At 43.5% G+C, this 24,821-nt stretch carries 26 protein-coding genes; 12 read left to right on the forward strand and 14 right to left on the reverse strand.

All coding sequences use genetic code 11. The features are described 5' to 3' along the window. The coding region (locus tag AB4161_RS12140; RefSeq protein WP_372083390.1) for a flagellin at window positions 1-435 on the forward strand (435 nt) is incomplete at its 5' end. Between the two features lie 491 nt (window positions 436-926). On the opposite strand, the gene crr is transcribed toward AB4161_RS12140, so the two are convergent. The 5 genes from crr to cysZ all read right to left on the reverse strand — a co-directional run bounded on the left by crr (window position 927) and on the right by cysZ (window position 5,928). Beyond that, complete coding sequence (crr, locus tag AB4161_RS12145; RefSeq protein ID WP_004737851.1) at window positions 927-1,436, reverse strand: PTS glucose transporter subunit IIA; 510 nt, start codon at window positions 1,434-1,436, stop codon at window positions 927-929. A 106-nt stretch (window positions 1,437-1,542) separates the two neighbouring features. Then, window positions 1,543-3,267 carry a phosphoenolpyruvate-protein phosphotransferase PtsI gene (gene ptsI / locus AB4161_RS12150; RefSeq protein WP_048660880.1) on the reverse strand — a complete coding sequence of 575 codons (1,725 nt, stop codon included), beginning with the start codon at window positions 3,265-3,267 and terminating at the stop codon, window positions 1,543-1,545. Window positions 3,268-3,403: 136 nt separating this feature from the next. After that, entirely contained in the window at window positions 3,404-3,661 is a 258-nt protein-coding gene (locus tag AB4161_RS12155; protein ID WP_004734263.1) for an HPr family phosphocarrier protein, read from the reverse strand. Window positions 3,662-3,963: 302 nt separating this feature from the next. Continuing rightward, on the reverse strand, window positions 3,964-4,932 hold the full coding sequence (gene cysK, locus AB4161_RS12160; protein WP_017061934.1) for a cysteine synthase A: 969 nt from the start codon (window positions 4,930-4,932) through the stop codon (window positions 3,964-3,966). 237 nt (window positions 4,933-5,169) lie between these two features. Next, window positions 5,170-5,928, reverse strand: a complete 759-nt coding sequence (gene cysZ, locus AB4161_RS12165; protein WP_372083391.1) for a sulfate transporter CysZ — start codon at window positions 5,926-5,928, stop codon at window positions 5,170-5,172. 229 nt (window positions 5,929-6,157) lie between these two features. Between cysZ and zipA the strand changes: the two genes are divergently transcribed. The 5 genes from zipA (at window position 6,158) to cueR (ending at window position 12,326) form a co-directional block, all read left to right on the forward strand. After that, window positions 6,158-7,201 (forward strand): cell division protein ZipA, encoded by a 1,044-nt coding sequence (gene zipA / locus AB4161_RS12170; RefSeq protein WP_372083392.1) that lies wholly within the window; start codon window positions 6,158-6,160, stop codon window positions 7,199-7,201. A gap of 92 nt (window positions 7,202-7,293) precedes the next feature. After that, window positions 7,294-9,306 (forward strand): NAD-dependent DNA ligase LigA, encoded by a 2,013-nt coding sequence (gene ligA, locus AB4161_RS12175; protein WP_102332551.1) that lies wholly within the window; start codon window positions 7,294-7,296, stop codon window positions 9,304-9,306. A gap of 525 nt (window positions 9,307-9,831) precedes the next feature. Further along, window positions 9,832-10,935, forward strand: a complete 1,104-nt coding sequence (locus AB4161_RS12180) for a porin (RefSeq protein WP_102393246.1) — start codon at window positions 9,832-9,834, stop codon at window positions 10,933-10,935. Window positions 10,936-11,033: 98 nt separating this feature from the next. Then, window positions 11,034-11,840: a DUF2057 family protein gene (locus tag AB4161_RS12185; RefSeq protein WP_102320158.1), complete on the forward strand. Its 807-nt coding sequence runs from the start codon at window positions 11,034-11,036 to the stop codon at window positions 11,838-11,840. A gap of 93 nt (window positions 11,841-11,933) precedes the next feature. After that, complete coding sequence (gene cueR, locus AB4161_RS12190) at window positions 11,934-12,326, forward strand: Cu(I)-responsive transcriptional regulator (RefSeq protein ID WP_017061928.1); 393 nt, start codon at window positions 11,934-11,936, stop codon at window positions 12,324-12,326. 76 nt (window positions 12,327-12,402) lie between these two features. Here cueR and AB4161_RS12195 read toward each other — a convergent pair whose 3' ends face one another. The 6 genes from AB4161_RS12195 to AB4161_RS12220 form a co-directional block, all read right to left on the reverse strand. Next, the gene (locus tag AB4161_RS12195) at window positions 12,403-12,582 is read right to left on the reverse strand and encodes a hypothetical protein (protein WP_004737863.1); all 180 of its coding nucleotides are present in this window, start codon (window positions 12,580-12,582) and stop codon (window positions 12,403-12,405) included. Between the two features lie 319 nt (window positions 12,583-12,901). After that, the gene (locus tag AB4161_RS12200; protein WP_017061926.1) at window positions 12,902-13,351 is read right to left on the reverse strand and encodes an NfeD family protein; all 450 of its coding nucleotides are present in this window, start codon (window positions 13,349-13,351) and stop codon (window positions 12,902-12,904) included. A gap of 3 nt (window positions 13,352-13,354) precedes the next feature. After that, window positions 13,355-14,284 carry an SPFH domain-containing protein gene (locus AB4161_RS12205; protein WP_017063395.1) on the reverse strand — a complete coding sequence of 310 codons (930 nt, stop codon included), beginning with the start codon at window positions 14,282-14,284 and terminating at the stop codon, window positions 13,355-13,357. A gap of 197 nt (window positions 14,285-14,481) precedes the next feature. Beyond that, window positions 14,482-15,336, reverse strand: a complete 855-nt coding sequence (locus tag AB4161_RS12210) for a co-chaperone YbbN (RefSeq protein WP_372083393.1) — start codon at window positions 15,334-15,336, stop codon at window positions 14,482-14,484. Window positions 15,337-15,732: 396 nt separating this feature from the next. Then, window positions 15,733-16,560 (reverse strand): SDR family oxidoreductase, encoded by an 828-nt coding sequence (locus AB4161_RS12215; RefSeq protein WP_017061923.1) that lies wholly within the window; start codon window positions 16,558-16,560, stop codon window positions 15,733-15,735. A 43-nt stretch (window positions 16,561-16,603) separates the two neighbouring features. Further along, the gene (locus tag AB4161_RS12220; RefSeq protein WP_372056258.1) at window positions 16,604-17,518 is read right to left on the reverse strand and encodes a TIGR01777 family oxidoreductase; all 915 of its coding nucleotides are present in this window, start codon (window positions 17,516-17,518) and stop codon (window positions 16,604-16,606) included. 289 nt (window positions 17,519-17,807) lie between these two features. Between AB4161_RS12220 and AB4161_RS12225 the strand changes: the two genes are divergently transcribed. The 5 genes from AB4161_RS12225 to yfcE are packed head-to-tail and all read left to right on the forward strand — an operon-like array spanning window position 17,808 to window position 20,670. Beyond that, the gene (locus AB4161_RS12225) at window positions 17,808-18,542 is read left to right on the forward strand and encodes a DUF1538 domain-containing protein (protein WP_017072437.1); all 735 of its coding nucleotides are present in this window, start codon (window positions 17,808-17,810) and stop codon (window positions 18,540-18,542) included. Further along, window positions 18,539-19,333 (forward strand): DUF1538 domain-containing protein, encoded by a 795-nt coding sequence (locus tag AB4161_RS12230; protein ID WP_017066002.1) that lies wholly within the window; start codon window positions 18,539-18,541, stop codon window positions 19,331-19,333. The genes AB4161_RS12225 and AB4161_RS12230 overlap by 4 nt, the downstream gene beginning before the upstream one ends. Then, entirely contained in the window at window positions 19,323-19,673 is a 351-nt protein-coding gene (locus tag AB4161_RS12235; RefSeq protein ID WP_017062207.1) for a P-II family nitrogen regulator, read from the forward strand. Before AB4161_RS12230 ends, AB4161_RS12235 begins: the two co-directional genes overlap by 11 nt. Further along, window positions 19,670-20,077, forward strand: a complete 408-nt coding sequence (locus AB4161_RS12240; RefSeq protein ID WP_017062206.1) for a CBS domain-containing protein — start codon at window positions 19,670-19,672, stop codon at window positions 20,075-20,077. Before AB4161_RS12235 ends, AB4161_RS12240 begins: the two co-directional genes overlap by 4 nt. Window positions 20,078-20,124: 47 nt before the next feature. Continuing rightward, window positions 20,125-20,670 carry a phosphodiesterase gene (yfcE, locus tag AB4161_RS12245; RefSeq protein ID WP_017068995.1) on the forward strand — a complete coding sequence of 182 codons (546 nt, stop codon included), beginning with the start codon at window positions 20,125-20,127 and terminating at the stop codon, window positions 20,668-20,670. Between the two features lie 25 nt (window positions 20,671-20,695). On the opposite strand, the gene AB4161_RS12250 is transcribed toward yfcE, so the two are convergent. The 3 genes from AB4161_RS12250 to AB4161_RS12260 all read right to left on the reverse strand — a co-directional run bounded on the left by AB4161_RS12250 (window position 20,696) and on the right by AB4161_RS12260 (window position 22,580). Continuing rightward, window positions 20,696-21,016, reverse strand: a complete 321-nt coding sequence (locus tag AB4161_RS12250) for a SelT/SelW/SelH family protein (protein WP_017062204.1) — start codon at window positions 21,014-21,016, stop codon at window positions 20,696-20,698. Between the two features lie 135 nt (window positions 21,017-21,151). Next, window positions 21,152-21,667, reverse strand: a complete 516-nt coding sequence (locus AB4161_RS12255) for a regulatory protein ToxS (protein ID WP_102393250.1) — start codon at window positions 21,665-21,667, stop codon at window positions 21,152-21,154. Between the two features lies 1 nt (window position 21,668). Further along, a complete protein-coding gene (locus AB4161_RS12260; RefSeq protein ID WP_372083394.1) occupies window positions 21,669-22,580 on the reverse strand; it encodes a transcriptional regulator in 912 nt (303 codons plus the stop codon). Window positions 22,581-22,851: 271 nt separating this feature from the next. Here AB4161_RS12260 and htpG point away from each other — a divergent pair, with 271 nt between their 5' ends. Further along, window positions 22,852-24,756, forward strand: coding sequence for a molecular chaperone HtpG (htpG, locus tag AB4161_RS12265; protein WP_372083395.1), 1,905 nt, complete (start codon window positions 22,852-22,854; stop codon window positions 24,754-24,756). Window positions 24,757-24,821 lie beyond the last annotated feature (65 nt).

A 24,821-nucleotide genomic window follows, 5' to 3' on the forward strand; every position in this document is an offset into this window, starting at 1 on the left:
AAAGCATCTGTAACTGAAGACGGCAAGCTACAAATGTTCACAGGCAACAACAAAGTGAGCGGCGATGTGTCTTTCTCTGGCGGTCTTGCGGGCGAGCTAGGTATTCAAGCAGCTAAAGACGTAACGGTTGATACTATCGACGTAACATCTGTTGGCGGCGCACAAGAGTCTGTAGCAGTAATCGATGCGGCCCTTAAGTATGTAGACAGTCACCGTGCTGAGCTAGGTGCTTTCCAAAACCGTTTCGACCACGCTATCAGCAACTTAGACAACATTAACGAGAACGTTAACGCATCTAAGAGCCGTATTAAAGATACCGACTTCGCGAAAGAAACGACTCAGATGACTAAGTCTCAGATCCTTTCTCAAGCTTCAAGCTCGATTCTTGCTCAAGCGAAGCAAGCACCGAACTCGGCACTTAGCCTACTAGGTTAATCGATTGAAAAGCCACGTTGACCAATAGTGTTGACGTTAGGCTTCCACAAATTAGCTCGTGGTGAGAGATGAGCGCTAAACAGACCCAGCTTCGGCTGGGTTTTTTATTGCCTGAAATTTGGTGAAGGTGTATTTGGAAAAGTGTAGTGCGGGTAAACAGAAGCAAAAGCGAGATTCCCTATCACGTTCGTTCCTCACTGTAGGGAATGACGGGAGTTGGGTATTGGTGACTCTATAGCTAACTGTATAGAAGAGGTCGGTTTGAGTAACAATCACTCAGGCTTAAACCATAGTGTTTAATCGTCATCCCAGAATCGAACCGAGCGAGATGTCAGGGATCTCTGTTCGTGAGAGGCCCAAAGAAGAAGGGGATTTGTAGTTGTTAGGTATAAGGCCAAAGCGGCTGGTAATCTGGCATTAGAACTATATAGCAGGCACAAAAAACGCCACCCTTAGGTAGCGTTTTAATTAAAGCAGTTAAGTAATCGAGATTACTTAGTTACTTTAAGAACTGGAGTTTCGCCAACAGTTACAGAACCAGAAAGCTTGTTCAGCTCTTTGATTTCGTCCATGTTAGAGATAACAACTGGAGTAAGCGTAGATTTTGCTTTCTCTTCTAGAAGCGCTAGGTCGAAAGTGATGATAGTGTCACCAGCTTTAACAGATTGACCTTCTTCAGCTACACGAGTGAAGCCTTCGCCTTTAAGTTCAACAGTATCGATACCGAAGTGAACGAAAAGCTCAACACCGTCGTCAGACTCGATAGAGAATGCGTGGTTAGTTTCGAAGATCTTACCGATAGTACCGTTAACTGGAGCTACCATTTTGTCGCCAGCTGGTTTGATCGCGATGCCGTCACCAACGATTTTTTCAGCGAAAACTACATCTGGCACATCTTCGATGTTTACGATTTCACCAGAAAGAGGTGCGATGATTTCGATTGCACCAGCATCAGCGCTGTCATCAGATACAAGCTTTTTCAGTTTGTCAAACAGACCCATTGTGTCATGCTCCTAACGTTTAGTTTTATTCTGTAGAATATACTATACCAATCTAACAAATTAGACGACTATTTTTAGCCGTCTAACGTTATTAAGCGATTGGCGATTACTGAGTTTTCTCAGCGATGAACTTTTCTACGCAAGCTTCAATTTCAGCAGCTGTTGGTAGAGATAGTGCTTCGTCAGCCATAGCTTTAACTTCAGCGAAGTTAGAGTTACGGATTACTTTCTTAACTTTAGGGATAGAGATACCGCTCATAGAGAACTCATCTAGACCCATACCAAGAAGAAGTAGCGTTGCACGCTCATCACCAGCAAGCTCACCACACATACCAGTCCACTTACCTTCAGCGTGTGATGCGTCGATCACTTGCTTGATTACTGTAAGAACAGCAGGAGATAGTGGGTTGTATAGGTGAGAAATCATTTCGTTACCACGGTCTACCGCAAGAGTGTATTGCGTTAGGTCGTTAGTACCGATAGAGAAGAAAGATACTTCTTTCGCTAGGTGGTGTGCGATTGCAGCAGCTGCTGGAGTCTCAACCATTACGCCGATTTCGATTTCTTCATCGAAAGCTAGGCCTTCAGCGCGAAGTTCAACTTTGTACTCTTCGATTGCTTTTTTCAGTTCACGGATCTCTTCAACAGAAATGATCATTGGGAACATGATACGTAGTTTACCGTGTGCAGATGCACGTAGGATGCCACGTAGTTGGTCACGTAGGATTTCACGACGATCCAAGCTGATACGTACTGCACGCCAGCCTAGGAACGGGTTCATCTCTTGTGGAAGGTCCATGTATGGTAGGTCTTTGTCGCCACCGATATCCATAGTACGGATAATCACTGACTCGCCTTCCATTGCTTCTGCTACTTCTTTGTAAGCAACGTATTGCTCTTCTTCAGTAGGAAGCGCGTCACGGTCCATAAATAGGAATTCAGTACGGTACAGACCAACGCCTTCACCGCCGTTACGCAGGATACCGTCACAGTCTTTTACTGTACCGATGTTGCCACAAACTTCTACACGGTGACCGTCTAGAGTTTCAGCGTGTAAATCTTTTAGTTTTGCTAGTTCAGCCGCTTCTGCTTCAAAATCTGCTTTGATTTTCTTAGCTTCTGCTAATTCAGCTTCAGAAGGGTTGATGATGATTTTGTTGTTCATCGCGTCTAGCACAAGCATGTCGCCGTTCTTAACTTGCTTAGTGATATCGTTAGTACCAACGATAGCTGGAAGCTCAAGAGAACGTGCCATGATTGAAGTATGAGATGTACGACCGCCGATGTCACAAGCGAAACCAAGAACGTAGTCTAGGTTGATTTGTGCAGTTTCAGATGGCGTTAGGTCGTAAGCTACTAGGATAACTTCTTCATTGATATCTGCTAGAGATACAATGTTGATGCCTAGAGCATTTTTAACGAAACGAGTACCGATATCACGGATATCAGTTGCACGTTCTTTTAGGTACTCATCATCAAGAGACTCTAGTGCAACAGCTTGCTCTTCGATCACAGTGTGGATCGCGTTGTCTGCGTGCATCTTGTCTTTCTTGATGAGTGCTAAAATCTCTTCTTCTAGCTCTTCATCTTCAAGCAGCATGATGTGGCCTTCAAAGATTGCTTCTTTTTCTTCGCCAAAAGTTTCAAGTGCTTTTTGCTTAACAACTTCAAGCTGTTGAGAAGATTTGTTACGAGCGTCAAAGAAACGCTGTACTTCTGCTTCAACTTGGTCGTCAGAGATAGATTGAGTGTTTAGGACAATTTCATCTTCTTGAAGTAGTAGTGCTTTACCGAAAGCAATACCGGGAGATGCTAGGATGCCTGAAATCATAGCCTTACCTTAGTTGTTCAACTGTAAACGGGAGAGTGTGTGACTTTAAGTCGTCGACTAATGTCGCGCTTATTCCTATCTATTTCGAACAAAGCCACTTTGCTATGCAAAATGGCTTTGAAAGAAGGAGACCGTATTAGTGTAGTTGATCCATAAGAGCAACTAGGTGGTCTACTGCTTGCTGAGCTTGAGGACCTTCAGCTGAAATAGTAACGTTAGTACCTTTTACTAGGCCTAAAGTTTGTAGTTTGAACAGGCTTTTCGCGCTAGCGCTTTTGCCGTTAGAAGTCACTGTGATGTCAGCGTCGAAAGATTTTGCTTCTTTAACGAACTGTGCAGCTGGACGAGTGTGAAGACCGTTTTCTGCTGTGATTTCTACTTGCTTCTCGTACATTTTATATACCCCAATTAATTTATTTTTTGTAAGTTTGTAACCAGATTAGCTTAACTGCTTTAGCCCAAATGCGCTAGAGGCTAGTACGCCATGTTCGTGTTAGAACTTAGACTGGTTATAAATTTTTATCCAGCCATGGTCGTCTTTTGCTGAGTACTCATGACTTTCAGAATTTGTTTATTGCTTCTTTTATTTTGAAGCGAAAAATAAAACAGACCTGATATTACCAAAGGTGGGGCAGGGATCAACAAAAAAGCCCCTAAACGGGGCTTTTTTGGACGAAAAATTGATTTGACCACATATTATTGTTGGTTCTCTTTTTCCGTAAAGATGCCAGCAAATAGGGCTGTGCTTAGGTAACGCTCACCAGAGCTTGGTAGTACAGTAACGATAGTTTTTCCTGCAAATTCAGGTAGTTCGGCGATTCTGTTTGCTGCTACAACTGCCGCGCCAGATGAGATGCCTGCAAGAATACCTTCTTCTTTCATTAGGCGTTGAGCCATCTCAATCGCTTCTTCAGAAGTTACCGATTCAACACGGTCAATAATCTCTAAATCTAGGTTTCCAGGGATGAAACCTGCACCGATACCTTGAATTTTGTGTGGAGCTGGTTTGATTTCTTCACCTGCAAGTGCCTGTGCAATCACTGGAGACTCTGCTGGTTCAACCGCTACTGAAGTGATCGCTTTGCCTTTTTCACCTTTAATGTAACGACTTGTACCTGTGATAGTACCGCCCGTACCAACACCCGCTACAAACACGTCGATTTCGCCGTCTGTTGCTTCCCAAATTTCAGGACCAGTCGTTTGCTCGTGAATTTGTGGGTTGGCTGGGTTGTTGAACTGTTGAAGTAGTAGGTACTTGTCTGGGTCTGAAGCAACAATCTCTTCTGCTTTAGCAATCGCACCGTTCATACCTTTTGGTGCTTCAGTCAGCACTAGGTTTGCGCCAAGCGCTTTAAGCAGCTTACGACGTTCTAGGCTCATTGATTCAGGCATAGTTAGCGTTAGTTTGTAACCGCGTGCTGCTGCTACGAATGCAAGTGCAACACCTGTGTTACCACTGGTAGGTTCAACAAGCTCGATACCTGGCTTAAGCGTACCCGCTTTTTCTGCTTCCCAGATCATGTTTGAACCGATACGACATTTAACACTGAAGCTTGGGTTACGAGCTTCGATCTTAGCTAGGACGTTACCTTTGCTTACTTTGTTAAGGCGGACTAGAGGTGTGTTACCAATCGTTAGGGTGTTGTCTTCGTAGATCTTGCTCATGCGATATTCCTTCATTTAATGACAGAACTAAACGTAGTATATCAATCACTTTACCGTCTAGTGTCTTACGATGTTTATTCAGCTTGAATTCAGATTAAACAAGTTGAAAAAAAGGTAAAAGGATTAAAAAGTTATATCATATAGATATGTAGCAGAATTCACGCCTATCTTTATTGAAATCAGAACTTCAAAAAGATAGGCGAAACTAGGAAGTATAGGCGGGGTAATAGACGAGAATTATAGACGAGAACGCAGAGCTTGGTCTTTAAACTCAGCAACCCACATTGCCGTCGCGCCGCAAACGGCAACGGGCATTACGATCAGGTTTAGAATTGGAATTGTGGTGAACAAAGAAACAAGCGCGCCAAAGCTGTAGCTCTTGCCTTGTTTTTGTTTCAAATTGTTTCTCATGTCATCAAATTTGATTTTATGGTTATCGAACGGGTAGTCGGCGTATTGAATCGCTAACATCCATGCTGTGAAAATGAACCATAAAAACGGAGCAACGGTTTGCCCTAGTGCTGGAATTAACAAAAGTAGGAATAAACCGATCGCTTTTGGCAGAATGTAGACAAGCTTGCGCCATTCTCTCGCTAATATACGTGGGGTATCTTTGAGGACATCAAGTAAACCATCGTCATTAACTTTTTTACCGCTCAACAACTCTTCAACTTTTTCCGCGAGTAAACCGTTGAACGGTGCGGCAATGAAGTTAGCGAGCGTGCTAAAGAAATACGAGAATGTGGCCAAGACGGTTAACACAAGTAATGGCCATAAAATGTATGACAACCACGACAAGAAACTTGGCAATGCACCAATCCAACCTTCAATCCAAGTGTTTAGGTTGGAGAAGATATAAAACAAGGCACCACCAACGAGTAACACGTTCGCGATAAGTGGCATTAGTACAAACTTACGAATGCTCGGTGATAAAGCGATTTTTATTCCGAAAATAAAATAGCCAAAGCCGGAGCGGGGAACAGATTCAATAGTCATATTTAAATTAGGTCACATGTGAATTTGGTTAAATAGCAAACATGTCTAGTGTACTCGACCGAAATTAAGAAAAAAAGCGTGGTGAAAATCACACCATGTAAGGAACTAATTGTATTAAGTTGTTCTAAAACAGTGGCTACTTTTGATAGAGTAGTGAGATTAGCCAAATTAACCCAACTTAGTGACAGCGTGTTTATAGCTAGTTGACTAAGAAAGCTGAGAGCGAAAAATGCAGGAATTGCGATTTGTACTCATTATTGTTGGCGCATTAGCTATCGCCGCATTATTGTTCCATGGTCTATGGACGAGTAAAAAAGAAGGGAAAGCAAAGTTTGGAGATAAGCCGCTCGGTAAGCTTGATAACGACAGCTTAGATGAAGCAGAAACTATTCCAAACCGTTCATTCGCCCCAGAAGATGATTTTGAGATAATCCGAAAAGAACGTAAAGAGCCGGATTTTGCTGTTTCACCCTCTGATACTGATCCGCTGATCGACTCAGATCCGCTAACAGCGCCACAAGCGAAAGAAGCTTACGAAGATGATATCGAATTAAATGATCTTCCTTCTTTCAGCGTAGAAGACCCAATTAAGGTTGAAAGTGAACCTGAAGTGATTGAGGAAGAGAAGGACGTTGAGCCTGAAGTTCCAAGCTTTGAGTTGACTGACGAGCAAAAAGAAAACCATGCCGGCTTTAAAGTGCAGTACGGTTCGTTTGAAGAGCCTTCTGAAACAGTTGATGAGCCAGTCGTTCCAAACGAAACGCTTACTCAAAGAGAGCCCGTTGTTGCGAAAAAAGTCGTGACTCCGCAAAGTGCGACTGTTGAAGAAGCAAAACCAGATGAAGAACTTGGTTTAGAAGTGATCGTTCTTAATGTTCACTGTGCTGGAGAGATCCCATTCGTTGGGACTGAACTTTTTCGCAGCATGGAGAACAACGGTTTAACTTATGGTGAGATGTCTATTTACCACTGCTTTGCACAATCTACAGATGCACCAAAGGTTATTTTCAGCGTTGCAAACATGATGCAGCCAGGAACGCTAGAACATGATGATCCTGCTGACTTCACGACTAAAGGTATTTCGTTCTTTATGACGTTGCCTTGTTATGGTCAAGCTGATCAAAACTTCAATGTGATGCTGAGTGCGGCGCAGAAAATTGCTGACGATATGGGCGGAAACGTGTTGGATGAGTCACGCAACTTAATGACACCAAACCGTTTATCTGACTACCGCAAGCAAATCAGAGACTTTATGACGGCATCGAATGCCTAGCCGTATTGTTTAGCCTTGTAAATAATCTATATTTATAGAAAAGGGCTCCTAAGGGAGCCCTTTTTGATATTTCAATCACGATAGAGAATGATATGAAAGAATCGATTCAAGTTACCTTAGAGCAGTTAAGAGAAACTCTGCATTATCACGCCGTTCGTTATTACGTAGAAGATAGCCCTGAGATCCCTGATGTCGAGTACGATCGATTAATGCAGCAATTGCTAAAGATCGAAGAAGAGAACCCGGAACTAGTGACGGTAGATTCTCCGAGCCAACGTGTTGGTGGTCAGCCTCTCGATGGTTTCACTCAAGTGACTCATGAGATCCCAATGCTTTCTCTGGACAATGCTTTCTCTGATGAAGATTTGGATGCGTTCAATAAGCGAATGTCTGATAGAGCGCCAACCGCTAACCTCAAGACTTTCTGTTGTGAACCTAAGCTTGATGGCCTTGCAGTTAGCCTACTCTATGTGAATGGTATTTTAGTTCAGGCTGCGACACGTGGTGACGGTGCGACGGGTGAAAACATCACTGAAAACGTGCGTACGATCAGCTCTATCCCACTTAAGTTACAAGGTGAAGGCTGGCCGCAGCGTATTGAAGTTCGTGGCGAAGTATTTATGCCAAAAGCGGGTTTCGATAAGTTGAATGAGATGGCGTTGAAGAAAGGCGAGAAAGTATTTGTTAACCCACGTAATGCCGCCGCAGGTAGCCTGCGTCAGCTTGATTCCCGTATTACTGCGAAACGTCCGCTAGCTTTCTACGCATACAGTGTCGGTGTTGTACAAGGCGCTGAGCTATCAAATAGTCACTACCAACGCTTTTTACAGCTTAAAGGTTGGGGCTTACCTATGTGCCCCGAGACTAAGCAACTGAGCTCTCTCGAAGACGTGAAAGCCTATTACCAAGATATTATGACTCGTCGTGATGCTCTGGCTTACGAGATTGATGGCGTTGTTATCAAAGTCGACGATATCGCGGCTCAAGAAGTGCTTGGTTTTGTTGCTAGAGCGCCACGTTGGGCAATTGCTTATAAGTTTCCAGCTCAAGAAGAGATTACACTGCTCAATGACGTTGAATTTCAGGTGGGCCGTACTGGTGCTATTACGCCGGTTGCTAAACTTGAACCTATCTTCGTTGGTGGCGTGACAGTCAGCAATGCCACTTTACACAATGCCGATGAGATTGCGCGTTTAGGCGTGAAGGTAGGCGACAGCGTTATTATTCGCCGTGCAGGTGATGTTATTCCGCAAATTGTGGCTGTTGTACTAGATCGTCGCCCTGAAACGGCTAGAGACATTGTTTTCCCTGATGCTTGCCCTGTATGTAGCTCTACGGTTGAGCGTGTCGAGGGGGAAGCTGTAGCGCGTTGTACTGGCGGTCTAGTGTGTCAGGCACAGCGTAAAGAAGCGCTTAAGCACTTTGTGTCGAGAAAGGCGTTGGATGTCGATGGCCTTGGCGTAAAAGTGATAGAGCAGCTTGTGGACCGTGAAATGGTAGAAACGCCCGCTGACTTGTTCAAGCTTAGCGCGGGCGTAATTACAGTTCTTGATCGTATGGGGCCTAAATCGGCGCAAAATGTGGTGAGTGCGCTGAATAAAGCCAAAGACACAACGTTAGCACGTTTCCTCTATTCACTCGGTATTCGTGAAGTCGGTGAAGCGACGGCTATGAACTTAGCTCAACACTTTAAGACGTTGGAACTGGTTCAAGCAGCTACTCATGAACAATTAGTTGAAGTGTCAGATATTGGTGACATCGTTGCTAGCCATATCACCAGCTTCTTCTCACAAGAGAAAAACAGAGCGGTCGTCGATCAGCTGATAGAGCTAGGTGTGAATTGGCCAATCATCAAAGAAGCTGCCGATGACCAAGAGCTACCATTAGAAGGTAAAGTCGTTGTGTTAACAGGCTCATTGTCGCAATTAGGTCGAAGTGAAGCTAAAGCTGCGTTACAAGCATTAGGTGCGAAAGTGACGGGTAGCGTATCGAAGAAAACGGACATCTTGTTTGCCGGTGAAGCTGCGGGTTCTAAATTAACTAAAGCACAAGATTTAGGTATCGAAATAAGAACAGAAGAAGATCTAATAGCCCTTATTTCGTAAGTAAATACAGATAAAAAAAGCTCAAAGGCACTCATTTCAAGGGAGTGCCTTTTTTGTTTCTGATATAAAAATGAGGGCTTTTTAATTGTTGAGAATTTTGTTCCTATACGAACTCTAAAATCAGGACAGTGACGCTGCTCAACATTAATGAAATACCATTCTAGTTGTATCAAAAATGCGAGTCATATCTATTTTTACAAAGTGATAATTACCTCAAGTTGTTGAATTTATTGGTATTGATTTTGTTTTGGTGAGGATTTTTCTATTTATCGATCTGGATCACTAAGTACCTATTAAATTTGCACCAACTCATATTTTTTTAGATGAAAATTAAGTTCTCATTGATCTTTTTGAGGGCGAAGTTAGTCTTAATGCCATGGATGCACATGATGTGTATAACCAGAAAGGAAATAGAGAATTCAGAGTTTAGGGTTCTCAAACAAGAAAAGGTATTTCTCTCTACGGCGGCCAACTTTAGGCGGGGAATATTCAAACAGCTATATCCATTTTTAGGAGTTTTATTCCATGGAAAACAAAATTTTCAAACGTACTCTACTAGGTGCATCCGTTGCACTTTTATCGACAGGCGTAATGGCGAAAGAAGTTGGTATCAACTCTGATTTCAACGTTGACGTATACGGTGTTGCAGCTATCTCTCTAGTTAACTACAACACAACTGACAACAACGACTCTAGTACTGGTTACGCTGTAGAGAATGAATCTCGTATCGGCTTCCGTGCTCATAAAGAGATGTTTGATGACGTATTAATCACAATGCAGATTGAATCTGGCTACGTAGATAGCACAGACTGGGGTCATGGCGGCGTTTCAGGCGGTGTGCTTGGTTTCCGTGATACGTTCGTTGGTGCTTCTGGCTCTTGGGGTAACCTGCGTGTGGGTCGTGTTCTTACTCCACTATACGAAATCGTCGACTGGCCATTCTCTAACCCTGGTCTAGGTTCTGTATTCGATTGGGGTGGCATCAACGGTCACTACGATCGTCAATCTAACCAAGTTCGTTACGATTCAGCTAAATTTGGCGGTTTCTCTTTTGCAGCTTCTGTTGGTCGTGACGATAACGACAACGGTGGTGGTGCAGCAACTCGTGACGCAAACTTTGTTGGCGCAAGTGCTAAGTACAGCTTCGAGAAAGTAACATTAATGGGTGCGGTTGAATCTGGTACACGTGTAACTCCAGCTGTTGATGCTGGTTTTGAGTTTAACCCAGAGACGGGTATTGCAGACCCTGTAGCTGCTGCTGCGGAAATTAAAGACGATACATTTGCGTACATCGTTGGTTTTGAAGCTAGCCTACCTGCAGGTTTTGGTATTGCAGCTGCGTTTAAAGGCGAAGAGCTAGATAACGGCATCCGTAAGCAAACACAAGATTCTTACTCAATTATTGGTCAATACTGGAACGGTCCAATCGGCTTTAAACTGGGTTACGCAGCGAACTTAGAATCTGAACTTAACGGTAAGAAAGAAGCTAACTCAGACAGCAACACTATTTCTGGTCAGTTAATGGCTGTTCATAACGGTTTCGTACCTTACCTACGTGTAGCGGGTCGTACTGTTGGTGACGCTGATACAGATATCGTAACTCGCGTTGGTCTTGAATACGGTTTCTAAGCTAGAATCTTTAGCTTAAACAGTTAGATAAAAATCAAAACGCTGGTAAATTTTGTTTGCCAGCGTTTTTCCATAGTGAACATAAGGAATTAGTCATAATGAATAAAGTTAGTGTAGTTGTATTATCATTATTTTTGGGAGCTTGTAGTTCACTCGATTCACAAAGTAATTTTGCAGACTCAGTTGCTGATGTGCAGCCCAAAGGTGGTTACATTAAAGTAACCGGTCAATCTTACGTAGCAGAAAATAGAGCAAATGTAGGCGCAGACATTCTCAAGTCGTCGCTTTACTTTACATACAATAAAGAAGTAACACCAAATACTGCCCCAGAATCTTCAATTACTATGGACGTGAGTTACTTCCAAAGTTACAAAGAGTACGAAACGGTTAGTTTTTTTGGTAAAACGATAGAATTAGAAGATAGACAAGTACCAAGAGAAAGCTGCAGCGAGCACTGTACTAAGACTCAATATATTAAGTTTCCATTAAGTGACGCTGATATTCAGCAAGCAAGACAAAAGAATTTAGAATTTACGCTTGAAGGCCAAAACTCAGTCATGAGCACGACTTTTATCGTACCAAAGGCGTATATCGACACAATTTATAACGGTGCAAATAATCATACAGCTATCGCTGTTGCTCCAGTCGCGGCTGTTCCAGTAGCAGCAGTAGTTGCTGAAGAGCCAAAAGCATCACAAGCACAAGAGATGGTGAATTACTGGTATGGTGAAGCAACCAAAGAAGAGCAATCTGCAGTAACAGATTGGGCATTCAAGAACCGTAAGAACGCTAACCCAGCATTACTAGAAGGCTCAAAAGAGATCGAAATGGTTTCATACTGGTTCAATAAGCTAGACAGTGAAGAAAAATCTCAAACTATGATTTGGTTGTTAGAACAAGAGTAAGTTTCTAACGTTACACCCTAGCTATGTTTTTCAGCCGCAGTATTGTATAACAGCAGTACTGCGGTTTTTCATTTTAGGCTTACAGGTAAGATTGTGAATATTGGTGAAGTAGCGAAGCGTGTTGGTACAACAGCGAAATCCATTCGTTTTTACGAAAGTAAAGGCATGATGAGCCCACCACATCGTTCAGAAAACGGCTATAGGCAATACGGCGAGATTCACATCGAACAGTTAGAGTTCGTTTTGAGAGCTAAAATGGTTGGTTTCACTCTCGATGAGTGTAAGTCACTGGTTGAGTTGGCAATGAATCCCAACAGACAAAGCTACGAAGTAAAGAAGAAGGCTACTCAGAAGTTAGATGAAATAGAGTTGAAGCTTGCGGAGTTAAACAAGATGAAGGTGCAGCTACAATCTTGGGTACATGACTGCCCTGGAGATACTTCAACGGAATGTCCTATCTTGAATAATCTATCTGGCCGCAGTTAGGTTATTCCAGTTCTAAATAATCGTCAGGCAGCAATTTCATTACTAGCCTGACTTTAATCACCTATCACAGCACCTATCACAGCACCTTTCCGCCGTAATGTTTACAGATCAACAGTGGTACATGAGTGACCGCGTTACCATCTGAACACTTAACAATAGGTCCCATATTACCGTTACCTGGTGATTGACTGCTCGCTAGAGCGCTTCCGAATGACAAGCTAAAAATAGCCGTAACAATGATTAGAAAATGTCTCATACAAACTCCATTAGGTTTATCTCTGATTGAGATAAATGAAAGTATGGACAAGGAAAAGAAAATTTCAAAAATTGGACGGACTTAACATTTTTAATAATTATAAATAAGCGAGAGTAAGGTTAACTATTCATATATATATTGGGTAAGAAATCTGGCTTTCTTATACCTTTTTAGCTCAATCAAACTTTTTAGCTTTACGAAATAAGAACTTATTTTTTTTTCAATTCAATCTATCGCAATGATAATTCGAATATTATTAAGGTTCAAAAATAGAAAAAGCCTGCATTTATTGAAAATGCAGGCTTCATATAGCTCTTGTTTATAAAGGTTCTATTATTAGAACGATTCCGTCTAAAGCGACAATCTTAATTTCGGTTCCAGATGGAATATCTTGACTGGCCTTTGCTGACCAAGAAGAGTCACCGAACTTAATTCGACAGCTACCTTTCTTTACGTCTTCACTTAAAATAACGGTTTGACCTACCAATTGCTTTTCTCTTTGGTTTAACTCTCGCCCTGCATCCGATTGCTTGTCATTCGAGAGTTGTCTTCTCCACCACAACCAAGTGGTAATAAGAGAGAAGCTAGCAAAGGACAGCCATTGCATCTGCCAACCAATTGGTAATGCTCCTAATAGGGCACCGACCAGCATGGCAGATATGCCTATCCATAAAAAGTAACCAGCGGTTCCAATTAGCTCAAGCGCTAACAATGCTAGACCAAACGCTAACCAATGCCAGTGGTTTACTTGTTCTAGTAATTCGACCATAAGTTAGTCCTTACTACCTTTGTCATTCTTATGTGCAAACATCTCCGCGATACCCGCTACAGAACCCATAAGGCCAGTTGCTTCGAGTGGTAGCATGATGATCTTGCCGTTTTCAGCTTGGCCTATAGATTTCAATGCGTCGGTGTAACCTTGTGCAATGAAGTAATTGACCGCTTGCATGTCACCTTGAGCAATTGCCGTTGATACCATTTCTGTCGCTTTAGCTTCTGCTTCTGCGGCACGCTCACGGGCTTCTGCTTGCAATATTGCCGCTTGCTTCTCACCTTCTGCTTTCAGGATCTCTGATTGCTTGTGGCCTTCTGCTTTCAAGATCTCAGCTTGTCGTACACCTTCTGCTTCTAAGATATCAGCACGTTTATTACGCTCGGCTTTCATCTGGGCATTCATCGCAGCAGTAAGGTCTGCTGGTGGCTGTACGTCTTTAATTTCGATACGGGTGACTTTTACGCCCCAAGGGTTTGTCGCTTCATCAACGATGTTCAGTAGCTTGGTATTGATCATGTCACGCTGACTCAGCATCTCATCCAGTTCCATCGAGCCAAGCACAGTACGGATATTAGTGAGGGTTAAGTTACGGATCGCATGTTCAAGGTCATTCACTTCATAAGCTGCCTTAGGCGCGTCGATAACTTGAACAAAACAAACCGCATCGATAACCACATTTGCATTATCTTTGGAGATGACTTCTTGTGCTGGGATGTCGAGAACACGCTCCATCATGCTGATGCGCTGTCCAACTTTATCAATAAATGGAATGATTAAGTTAAGACCCGGTTTAAGGGTGTGTGTGTATCGCCCGAAGCGTTCAACGGTCCAGTTGTTGCCTTGTGGAACGGTTTTTACGCCAGCGAAGATAAATAACAGTGCGACGGCAGTAAAGACGCCGATAGTAATCAAGGTATCAATAGGCATACAAAATCCTTTGCAAGTTTGAGTTTTTGATAGTTCAGTATTGATACTGGCTCATATTTAAATTCTGAGCAAATTTATAAACGAGAAATGGGCCATAAAATATTGATTTTATGGCCCATTTTACATTCTATTATGCGATAAACTAATTGATTGAATTGTCAATTTTCGATGTTTAATCTACGGCTTTTTAGGTTTAACTAGTAAAGCAGAGAGTACAGTTGTCGACGGTACTTACTGGCAACTGGGTTACCTTGTCCAAGCGCACTCAAGATGTCCATGAACTCTTTCTTCATGTCACCATCGAGAGCATTAAGATCTTTGGCTAGGAAAGACCATAATAGATCCATAGCTTCTTCACTGCGGTTCACTTGGTGATATTGCAATGCTAATTCAGATGCTGTTTTAGCGTCGCTCGGATTTTGCTGAAGAGCTGCTTCTAATGCTTGTATTTGAGGGCTGTCTGCTGCTTGTTTATGAAGTTCAAGCTTTGCAACTAAGCCTTTGTAGTAGTTGTCTTGGTACTCAAGAGGGATAGTTGCTAGCTGAGTTTCAGCAAGGTCAAATTGTTGCGTTTCTAACAAACACTCTGCGATCGCCAGTTTTACTTCACCTTTATTCGTCAGCTCTGCTGGAAGTTGCTGCATTGCTGCTAGTGCCTGTGTGTGCTCGCCAGCTTGCATTTGCTCAAGAGCCTGACGCAAAGCAAGTTCATCTTGGCTAGGAAGGTGTTTGCTGAGCATATCGACAATAGCTTCTATGCTTTGAGGGCCACCGAGCCCATCGACTGGCTGACCATTAACAAACAGTGCAATAGTGGGCAGTGCTTGAACACCAAACTGGCTAGCAATAGCTTGCTCTTGTTCGCAATTGAGCAGGGCTAAGGTGAAGGCACCGTTGTATTGCTGAGTTAAAGTTTGCAGTTCAGGAATGACTTGGGCGCTCTCTTGGCTCATTGGTGCCCAAAAATGGATGAGTACAGGGGTCTGCATCGAACCTTCTAATACTTGACGAAAGTTCTGCTCATTAAGTTCAACAATATGCGGAGATTGCATTTACGTTCCTTGAGGTTTGTTTTGTGGATACGTTGCAAATATGGGGGGATTAGTCGGTAACTTCAAGATCTAACTCGGTTATCTCGGATAAAAAGAACCAAAAATAGAAAAACGCTATGCTTCGATGTTGATATAATTGTTATCTCAACATCGAAGGCATAGCGTTATCATCGAGGTAGTCAGTGAGGCGTTGCGTGAGATACTCAAAACAGAATAAACAACGTAATCGCCAGACCCACACCTACCCAATTAAGGCGGTTTAAAGTCATGAGATTTCCAGAGTAGAACCATCAATTGGGAATAACTGATGGGATAGGATAATCATGACATCTTATTGTTACGGAAAAATTACATCGTTACATTAAAGTTTGCGACTCTGCATTCAAAGTTAGTAATTTATGCAGCTTTTCTCAAAATAGGGTCTAGCAAGCGACTCGGTAGAATCCTTTTCAATACCGCGAACACTTTAGTCGGGGTCGTAACTCGGTATCTTAGCTTGGGTTTGTCGGCGGTGAGAGCATGGAATACCGGCTCAATACAACTTTCTGGAGGCAGGACAAAAGCGTTATTCGATGATTCTTTTTCGAGTCGATCTTTTTGTTGTTGGTAAGCGTCTTGGTGGGCGCTGCCAGAAATGTTGATCCATTTATTGAACGCTTTCAAGGCATTGGTTCTAAATTGAGTCTCAATTGGCCCTGGTTGCAGTAATGAGATCTGTATACCGCTGCCATGCAGTTCTAATCGTAAGGTATCTGTCCAACCCTCAATCGCGAATTTAGAAGCATTATAAGCACCACGATACTTCATGGCTGCAAAACCTAATACGGAACTGTTTTGTACGATTCGACCTTCGCCACGCTCGCGCATGTGCGGAAGGATCTGACAGACGAGATGATGCCAACCAAAGAAGTTGGTTTCGAATTGTTCTCTGAGTCCTTGGGTCGGTAAGTCTTCTAGCGCACCTGCTTGACCGTAAGCACCGTTATTGAATAATCCATACAATCCATTAGGTGCGAGATCAATAGCAAGCTTGGCGCCATGCTCAATACTTTCTTGGTTGGAAAGATCTAATTGAATACAGGTGAGGCCTTCATCTTGAAGGCGTTGAACATCTTGTGGATCACGACAAGATGCAATGACATGAAAACCACGCTTTTGAAGTGCATGAGCACATGTATAGCCAATACCTGTTGAGCAACCGGTAATCAGAATCGACTTGTTCACACTTAATCCTTTATTAGAGTCTCTATCGCTCTAGGGTAAAGAATTAGTCTTGATGTTGTAACAAGTTTTTTAGTGCTGGCTCGATTCTTGAGTAACTAAAGATGAATCCCATCTCAGTGAGTTTCTTCGGCTTGGAGCGAATGCTGTCAAATAGCAAACAAGATGATTCCCCCATGAGAATCGACATTGCCCATTTCGGCGTGAATAAGAAATGCGGTCGGCCTAATTGTTTCGCTAACGTGCTGCTGAACAGTTTGTTGGTCACAGGGTGAGGGGCACACATATTGAATTCCCCTTGAGCGTGGGGGAGTGACAACAAGTGATTGATGGCTCTCACCATATCGAGAATGTGAATCCATGGCATGTACTGCTCACCTGAACCTATTGGACCACCGACGCCGAGTTTATAAGGCAATAGCATCTTCTTGAGTGCGCCGCCATTCTCGCCAAGTACAACCCCTGTTCGCAGTAGTATCACGCGTGTGCTTTCTGATTGTGCTCTCTTGGCTATCTCTTCCCAGTGGGCACAGACTTTATGAGGAAAGCTTTCATCTTCTACTTGCAGTGACTCGTCAAACGGGTGCTGCTGTTGATCGCCATAGTAACCCACGGCTGAACCGCTAATAAAAGCGTGTGGCGGGTTGCTACTGGCATGAATTAATTCGACCAGCTTTTCAGTGATGTGCCAGCGGCTGTTACAGATCCTCTCTTTTTGTTCTGTACTCCAACGCTTATCGGCAATCGGCTCACCCGCGAGGTTGACCACCACATCAAAGTCATTGAGATCACTGAGCTCATCAAGGGATTGAATGTAATGAAGGTTGTTCTGGTTGAGGTGATTTAGGTTTTGCTTCGCATTTTCAGGACTCCGCGTCAGCAATGTCACGTCGTCAGTGTTCCAACTCTTGACCAATTCAGAGCCAATAAATCCAGTACCACCCGTTAACAATATCTTCATACCAATCTCCCTATTAAACATAATTATAGACATGGCTTGTTTTTAGTCGCCAATCAATACGAAAAAATCACTATAACGATCATAAGGTTTCAATCGTGTGATGCCCAAATTACGCCTTTTTCAATTTACAAAGGAGTGAAATTAAATTCATCAAGTCAGGATGTGTACCGTCATCACACTTATGCACTTTACTCGGATATGTTACCAACTGCGTAATATTTGTCACATAAGCAATGATAAGGATTTGCCATGATTATTATTAATTCATAATCAGCGACAAGGAATTGCGATGACGGCGGTGCTTGCTTTGTTTCGATCCATGTTAGGTAGCCTGAGGGATCTATTGCCAATCGTGGCGGTAATCGCTTTCTTCCAGCTTGCTGTCTTACAAGAGCCACTTCCTCATCTTTTATCTATTCTGACTGGCTTAGTGCTCGTCGTTTTTGGACTCACTTTCTTTATCTTTGGCCTTGAAATGGGGTTGTTTCCAATTGGCGAATCGATGGCTCAAGCATTTGCCAGAAAGGGGAGTGTGTTCTGGTTATTGATCTTCGCTTTTTGTTTGGGTTTTGGTACCACCATAGCCGAGCCAGCGTTAACCGCAGTCGCTGCCGAAGCCGCAGAAGTGGCAGCTGAGGGAGGTGTAATCCCCAATACGTTAGATGAAATGGAGCAGTATGCCAATGGCCTGCGCTTTACTGTGGCACTGTCAGTCGGTATCGCTATTTTACTCGGTGTGCTGAGAATCTTAAAAGGTTGGCCAATCCAGTACATGATCATCGGTGGATATATTGGAGTGGTCGTGCTCACTGCATTTGCTCCGGAAAACATCATTGGAATTGCGTATGACTCTGGTGGAGTAACGACATCGACGATCACCGTCCCATTAGTAACTGCGTTAGGGGTGGGTTTAGCCTCGGCAATTAAAGGGCGTAATCCGATGATAGATGGTTTTGGGTTGATCGCGTTTGCTTCGTTGCTGCCGATGATGTTTGTCATGGTGTACGGGATGGTGGTGACATGATCAGTGTTCAACAATTTATCGACACCTTTCTCGGCACTGTGATGGATGTGATCCCGATTGCGATCATCATCTTCGGTTTTCAGTTGGCGGTATTACGAAAGCCAGTCAATAACCTAGCCAAAGTGCTGATCGGTTTCTTCTACGTCATTCTTGGCTTATCACTCTTTTTGATGGGATTGGAACTCGCGTTATTCCCTCTAGGGGAGACGATGGCAATGCAACTCACCGAGCCGAGTTTTTTGACTGAGTTTAAGATCAGTTCTGGTCTTGCTTTGGTTTGGTTTGATTATTACTGGGTTTACCTGTTTGCGTTTTGTATTGGTTTCAGCACCACGATAGCCGAGCCTTCTTTGATAGCTGTAGCGATTAAGGCGAACCAAGTTTCCGGTGGCAGTATCAGCGTCAATGGGCTGAGGATCGCCGTGGCATTGGGCGTTGCTATCGGTATCTCACTGGGCAGCTACCGTATCGTTGCGGGTGACCCGATCCACTACTACATCATTTTTGGTTATGTCGTCGTGGTCATTCAAACCTTTTACGCCCCAAAACTCATTATTCCATTGGCCTACGATTCGGGTGGCGTCACTACATCAACGGTGACAGTCCCTTTAGTGACGGCGCTCGGGCTTGGACTCGCTTCAACCGTACCAGGAAGAAACCCTGTTATTGATGGCTTTGGGTTGATCGCCTTTGCCAGCTTATTTCCCATCATTTCAGTGATGGGCTATGCCCAAATAACACAATGGTTAAACCGTTTACACACCTCTAAGGAGAGCAAAGATGCGCTTTAAACTTATCTTAGCGTTTGTAGAAGAGAGCAAGACTGACACTGTGCTCGATGCCGCGCGTGATGCGGGCGCGACTGGAGCAACGGTGATTAACAACGCCAGAGGGCAAGGCTTAAACCAAAAAACCACCTTCTTTGGCCTAACGCTAGAGGTACAAAAAGATGTGTTGCTGTTTGTGGTTGAGGAACACTTAGCGAGGCATATTCTTGAAACTATTGGCGAAGTCGGTGAGTTTGACCAGGAGTCAGGACAAGGTATAGCGGTGCAGATCGATATCGAAGACGCAGTCGGGGTTGCGCATCAAGTCGAGACGTTAACAAAGGTTGTGGAGGATGAGCTATGAGTACCAGTGAAAAGATCCGAGTAGGCGATGTCATGGCCAATACGTATGTGATTATCGATGGGCTAACCACGGTGTTAGAAGCGATAGAGATGGCTAAAAAGCACAAAGTGAAGGCAATCATTGTCGATAAACGCCACGAAGATGACGAATACGGCATCGTATTGATGAATGACATTGCCAAGAAAGTACTGGCTAAGAACCGATCTCCAAAGCGAACCAATGTTTATGAGATCATGACCAAGCCAGCGCTAAGCGTGTCTGCTGAGATGAACGTAAAGTATTGCGCTCGCCTGTTTGAACGCTTTGGTATCAGTCGTGCGCCAGTAGTTCGTGATAACAAGATAGTCGGTATGGTTAGTTACAATAATATCGTGATCAATGGTATGGCGAGAGATGACGTGTAGCATTTAGATACGTACAATAGGCTCATAAATTTTATGGAGAAGTACGTGTGAAATTATTTTTTGCTTCAGACCTACACGGTTCGCTGCCAGCAACAGAAAAGGTATTAGAACTCTACCAAGCATCTGGTGCGCAATATTTAGTTCTATTGGGTGACATTCTGAATCATGGACCAAGAAATCCGATTCCAGAAGGATACAACCCGCCGGCGGTTGCAGATAAGTTGAATGCGTTTTCTCAAGAGATCATTGCCGTTCGTGGTAACTGCGATAGCGAAGTGGATCAGATGTTGTTGTCTTTTCCAATGATGATGGATTACTCGTGGGTGCTATTAGAATCAGGCCAGCGTATCTTCCTAACGCATGGCCATTTGTACAACACCAATAAACGCCCTGCGTTGAAGGCGGGCGATATCATTGCACACGGTCATACCCATATTCCTGTCGCCGAATACCAAGATGACATCTTTATCTTTAACCCTAGCTCGGTGACATTCCCACGAGAGGGACACGCGGCAAGCTATGGCATCTATGAAAACAATACCTTCAAAGTCATTAGCCTTGAAGGTGATGTTCTCGTGAGTGGTCAGCTTTAAATCATTGGATCGGCCGTAAAAGGGCTTATTTTGAGTCCACGTGGCCGAGATCTCTGTCTGGAGCAATGATGTTTCGTACTCTTTGCTTCAGAACTTTCGCCTCTGGAAAACCGTCATCTGCTTTTCTTTCCCAAATCTGCACACCATTACAAAAGATTTCGAACCTGCCTCCTGTGTCTGGGTGTAAGCTCACTTGTTCAATTTCTTCGCTGAAGGTATGCAGTAGCTCTTGGCATAACCAACTAGAGCGAAGCATCCAATTGCATTGACGGCAATAGTGTATCGCGATTGTGGCTTTTGTTGCTGTCTCTTTCGCTGGCGCCAGATTAGGTTGTTCCGTTTTCATGGTTAATCCTTAAAATGCTACATCCGTAATTTGATACCAACGGCTAACAAAAAAGGGGCTTCATGCCCCTTTTTTCTATTGGTTTACCGTTTCATGGTATTCAGCTATTCATAAACAGTAAATAGCGATCCAATCTTAGTTTGAAAACAATACGGTAGAACCATGATTTAAGCTAGTCAGTAGCAGTGCCTTCGGGTTAACAATATCTATGCGGCGGCTTTGCTCTGCGTCCATCTTAATGACTTGAGTGATCAGCTCTAGCTGTTCTTCTGAAAAGTCTTGGCGCTGAGCCGAGGTCACATCTTTAAACTCCGTTGGCGAAATCAGTAAGTAGTTATCGTTAATATCCCACTGACCCGTTTCAGAGATGTTGATGACATTCGCAGGCTCAGTTTGATTACCGTAAAGTCTAACCACTGACATTCTTAAATATGTACCATTTGGTAGGTATTTCGCATTCGATGATAGTTCAACTCTACGAAGTGGGCCTATTGAGTCAGCTTGCTTGTTATCGCTAATCAGCGTCACCATTCTCGACTGCCATTCATGCTGAGTGAGCAAGCGCTCTACTTTTGCATTGCTGCTCCAATATAGCCAACCACTCAAAAATGCCGATAGAACCAGTAAGATAATCGATACTTTTAATTTCATGTTACTTACCACCGTTACAAATGTCGTTTACATCCGACTGGTTTGCGTAAATTCTTAGGGTTACATTTTCGCTCGAGTAATCTTGCGGGTGAATGTAATTGAGGGCAAGGTTATTGGTTTGTCCTCCTGTAGCGATCACTTCAGCCGGCTTTAACACACCAGTGTGACTCGTGTTGTAACTTAATACACACTTTTCTATTGCTGGCAGCCAACTGCTGAGGTCTGGGTGGTTAACCGGTGATTGAACCTTTACACCATCCACTTCAGTCAAAACCGTGAACTCGGACTCCACCGGGGTAGTAAACGTTAAAACGAGAATCGGCATGATGAAAGCGGCAAGCAGTAACCAAAATGTTAACCATTTATTGGTGCTTTTAGCCGGAGCTACAACAGGAGCGGTTGCTGGTTCTACTGCCACTTTAGTTTGTTGAGCTTTTGTAATTGGCTCAGGTTCAAATGTGTCAGTGATTGCTTGTTCAGTCGCTGCAGGCGTTGCAAACGTTAGGATAGGTTCAACGTCATTTTCTGCAATTTCAGCGGCTACTGGCTGATCATTTGATGACAGTGGCGCAGAGCGCTCAACGGTCGCAATAAATTGGTAACCGCGCTTCGGTACTGTCTTTACGAATTCAGGAGATTTAGTCGAGTCTTTGAGCATCTTTCTCAGAGTCGATACGGCTTGCGTTAAGCTTGAGTCATCCACCTCAAAGCCTTGGTCTCGCCAAACATACTCATGCAATTCATTACGAGTGATAACTTCATTAGGCCTTTCTGACAGCATCAAGAGAATGCGGCTTTCATTGCTACCAAGACGTACGACTTCACCGTCGCTCATTTGATCGACAAGTGAATTGCTGTTTGGGTCGAATACGAACCGTTGTGCGAGAATAAACTTTGTGCCGATATTACTCATTGAATTCTTCTATTTTGGATTGTTTTGGGGGGCGAAATAGACAAATCTCAGGTGAAGTTCCGTTAATTCTTCACCAAATCATGGCTTATTTTATGTTCTTTTATATTTATCAGGCTCAAGGATAATAAAAACAGATAAAAAAAACAGTGTTTTTATGATTTTTGACCTTGAATTTACATTTGTCATCCTCATGTTAATGAACAGAAGAGTGGCATCAAGTGTTACGCCCCTATGATTATTCAACATAAAGTATAGATGTTTTGGAGTAAAAATGAGCGAAACGGCAACGCAAAATAAAGAGACTCGTGGCTTTCAATCTGAAGTAAAACAACTACTTCATCTAATGATTCACTCACTGTATTCAAATAAAGAAATCTTTCTACGTGAGCTGATCTCTAACGCATCTGACGCGGCTGATAAGCTTCGTTTTCAAGCTCTATCGAACGGTGACCTTTACCAAGGTGATGCAGATCTAGGTGTAAAACTTTCTTTCAACGCGGAAGCAAACACGTTAACCATTTCTGATAACGGTATCGGTATGAGCCGCGACAACGTTATTGAGCATTTAGGTACGATTGCTAAGTCAGGCACTGCAGATTTTTTCTCAAAGCTGTCTGAAGACCAAAGCAAAGACTCTCAACTGATTGGTCAATTTGGTGTGGGTTTCTATTCTGCATTCATCGTCGCAGATGCGGTAACGGTTCGCACACGTGCAGCTGGCCTGCCGAACAATGAAGCTGTTCAGTGGCACTCTGCAGGTGAAGGCGATTACACAATCGAAGACATCACTAAAGAGTCTCGTGGTACTGACATCGTTCTGCACATGCGTGAAGACGGTAAAGAGTTCTTAAATGAGTGGCGTCTGCGTGAAGTGATTGGTAAATATTCTGACCACATCGGTATTCCTGTTTCTATCTTCACAGCAGTGAAAGATGACGAAGGTAAAGACACCGAAGAGAAACATTGGGAACAGATCAATAAGGCGCAAGCGCTTTGGACTCGCAACAAATCTGATATCGACAAAGAAGAGTACCAAGAGTTTTACAAGCACGTATCTCACGACTTTGCTGATCCACTAACCTGGAGCCACAACAAGGTTGAAGGTAAGAACGATTACACAAGCCTGCTTTACATCCCAGCGAAAGCACCTTGGGACATGATGAACCGTGACCACAAGAGTGGCTTGAAACTTTACGTGCAGCGTGTATTCATCATGGATGACGCAGAGCAGTTCATGCCATCTTACATGCGTTTCGTTCGTGGCTTGATTGACTCAAACGATCTGCCATTGAACGTGTCTCGTGAAATCCTGCAAGACAACAAGGTAACTCAGTCTCTTCGTGGCGCATGTACCAAGCGTGTACTGACTATGCTTGAGCGCATGGCGAAGAATGACAATGATAAGTACCTAGAGTTTTGGAAAGAGTTCGGCCTAGTATTGAAAGAAGGCCCGGCTGAAGATATGGCGAACAAAGAGAAGATCGCTGGTCTACTTCGTTTCTCGTCAACGGAAGTGGATTCTGCTGAACAAACCATCAGCCTAGAATCTTACGTTGAGCGCATGAAAGAAGGCCAAGATAAGATTTACTACCTGACAGCAGATAGCTACGCTGCCGCTAAGAACAGCCCACACTTGGAGCAGTTCAAAGCTAAAGGTATTGAAGTGGTTCTAATGTACGATCGTATTGATGAGTACGTAATGAACTACCTGACTGACTTCGACGGTAAACAGTTCCAATCGATCACTAAAGCAGGCTTAGACCTAAGCAAGTTTGAAGGTGAAGAAGAGAAAGAGAAGCAAAAAGAGACAGAAGAAGAGTTCAAATCTGTTGTTGAGCGTACTCAATCTTACCTAGGTGGTCGTGTTAAAGAAGTTCGTACGACCTTCAAGCTAGCAACGACACCTGCGGTTGTTGTGACTGACGACTTCGAAATGGGCACGCAAATGGCGAAGCTTCTTGAAGCTGCGGGTCAAGCGGCACCGGAAGTGAAGTACATCTTCGAGATTAACCCTGAGCACGCACTGGTTAAACAGATGGCTGACGAAGCAGACGAGCAAGCGTTTGGTCGTTGGGTTGAGTTGCTACTTGGTCAAGCGATGCTGGCTGAAAAGGGCTCAATGGAAGATCCGTCACAATTCTTGGGTGCAATCAACGAGCTACTAACAAAGCGTTAGTCTTTCGACTTTAGGTTAAGCCAACAATTACAATAAAAAGCTCGCAAATGCGGGCTTTTTTTTAT

Origin of the sequence: Vibrio sp. 10N.286.51.E5 (assembly GCF_041469125.1) — a bacterium.
GTDB lineage: Bacteria > Pseudomonadota > Gammaproteobacteria > Enterobacterales > Vibrionaceae > Vibrio > Vibrio crassostreae_C.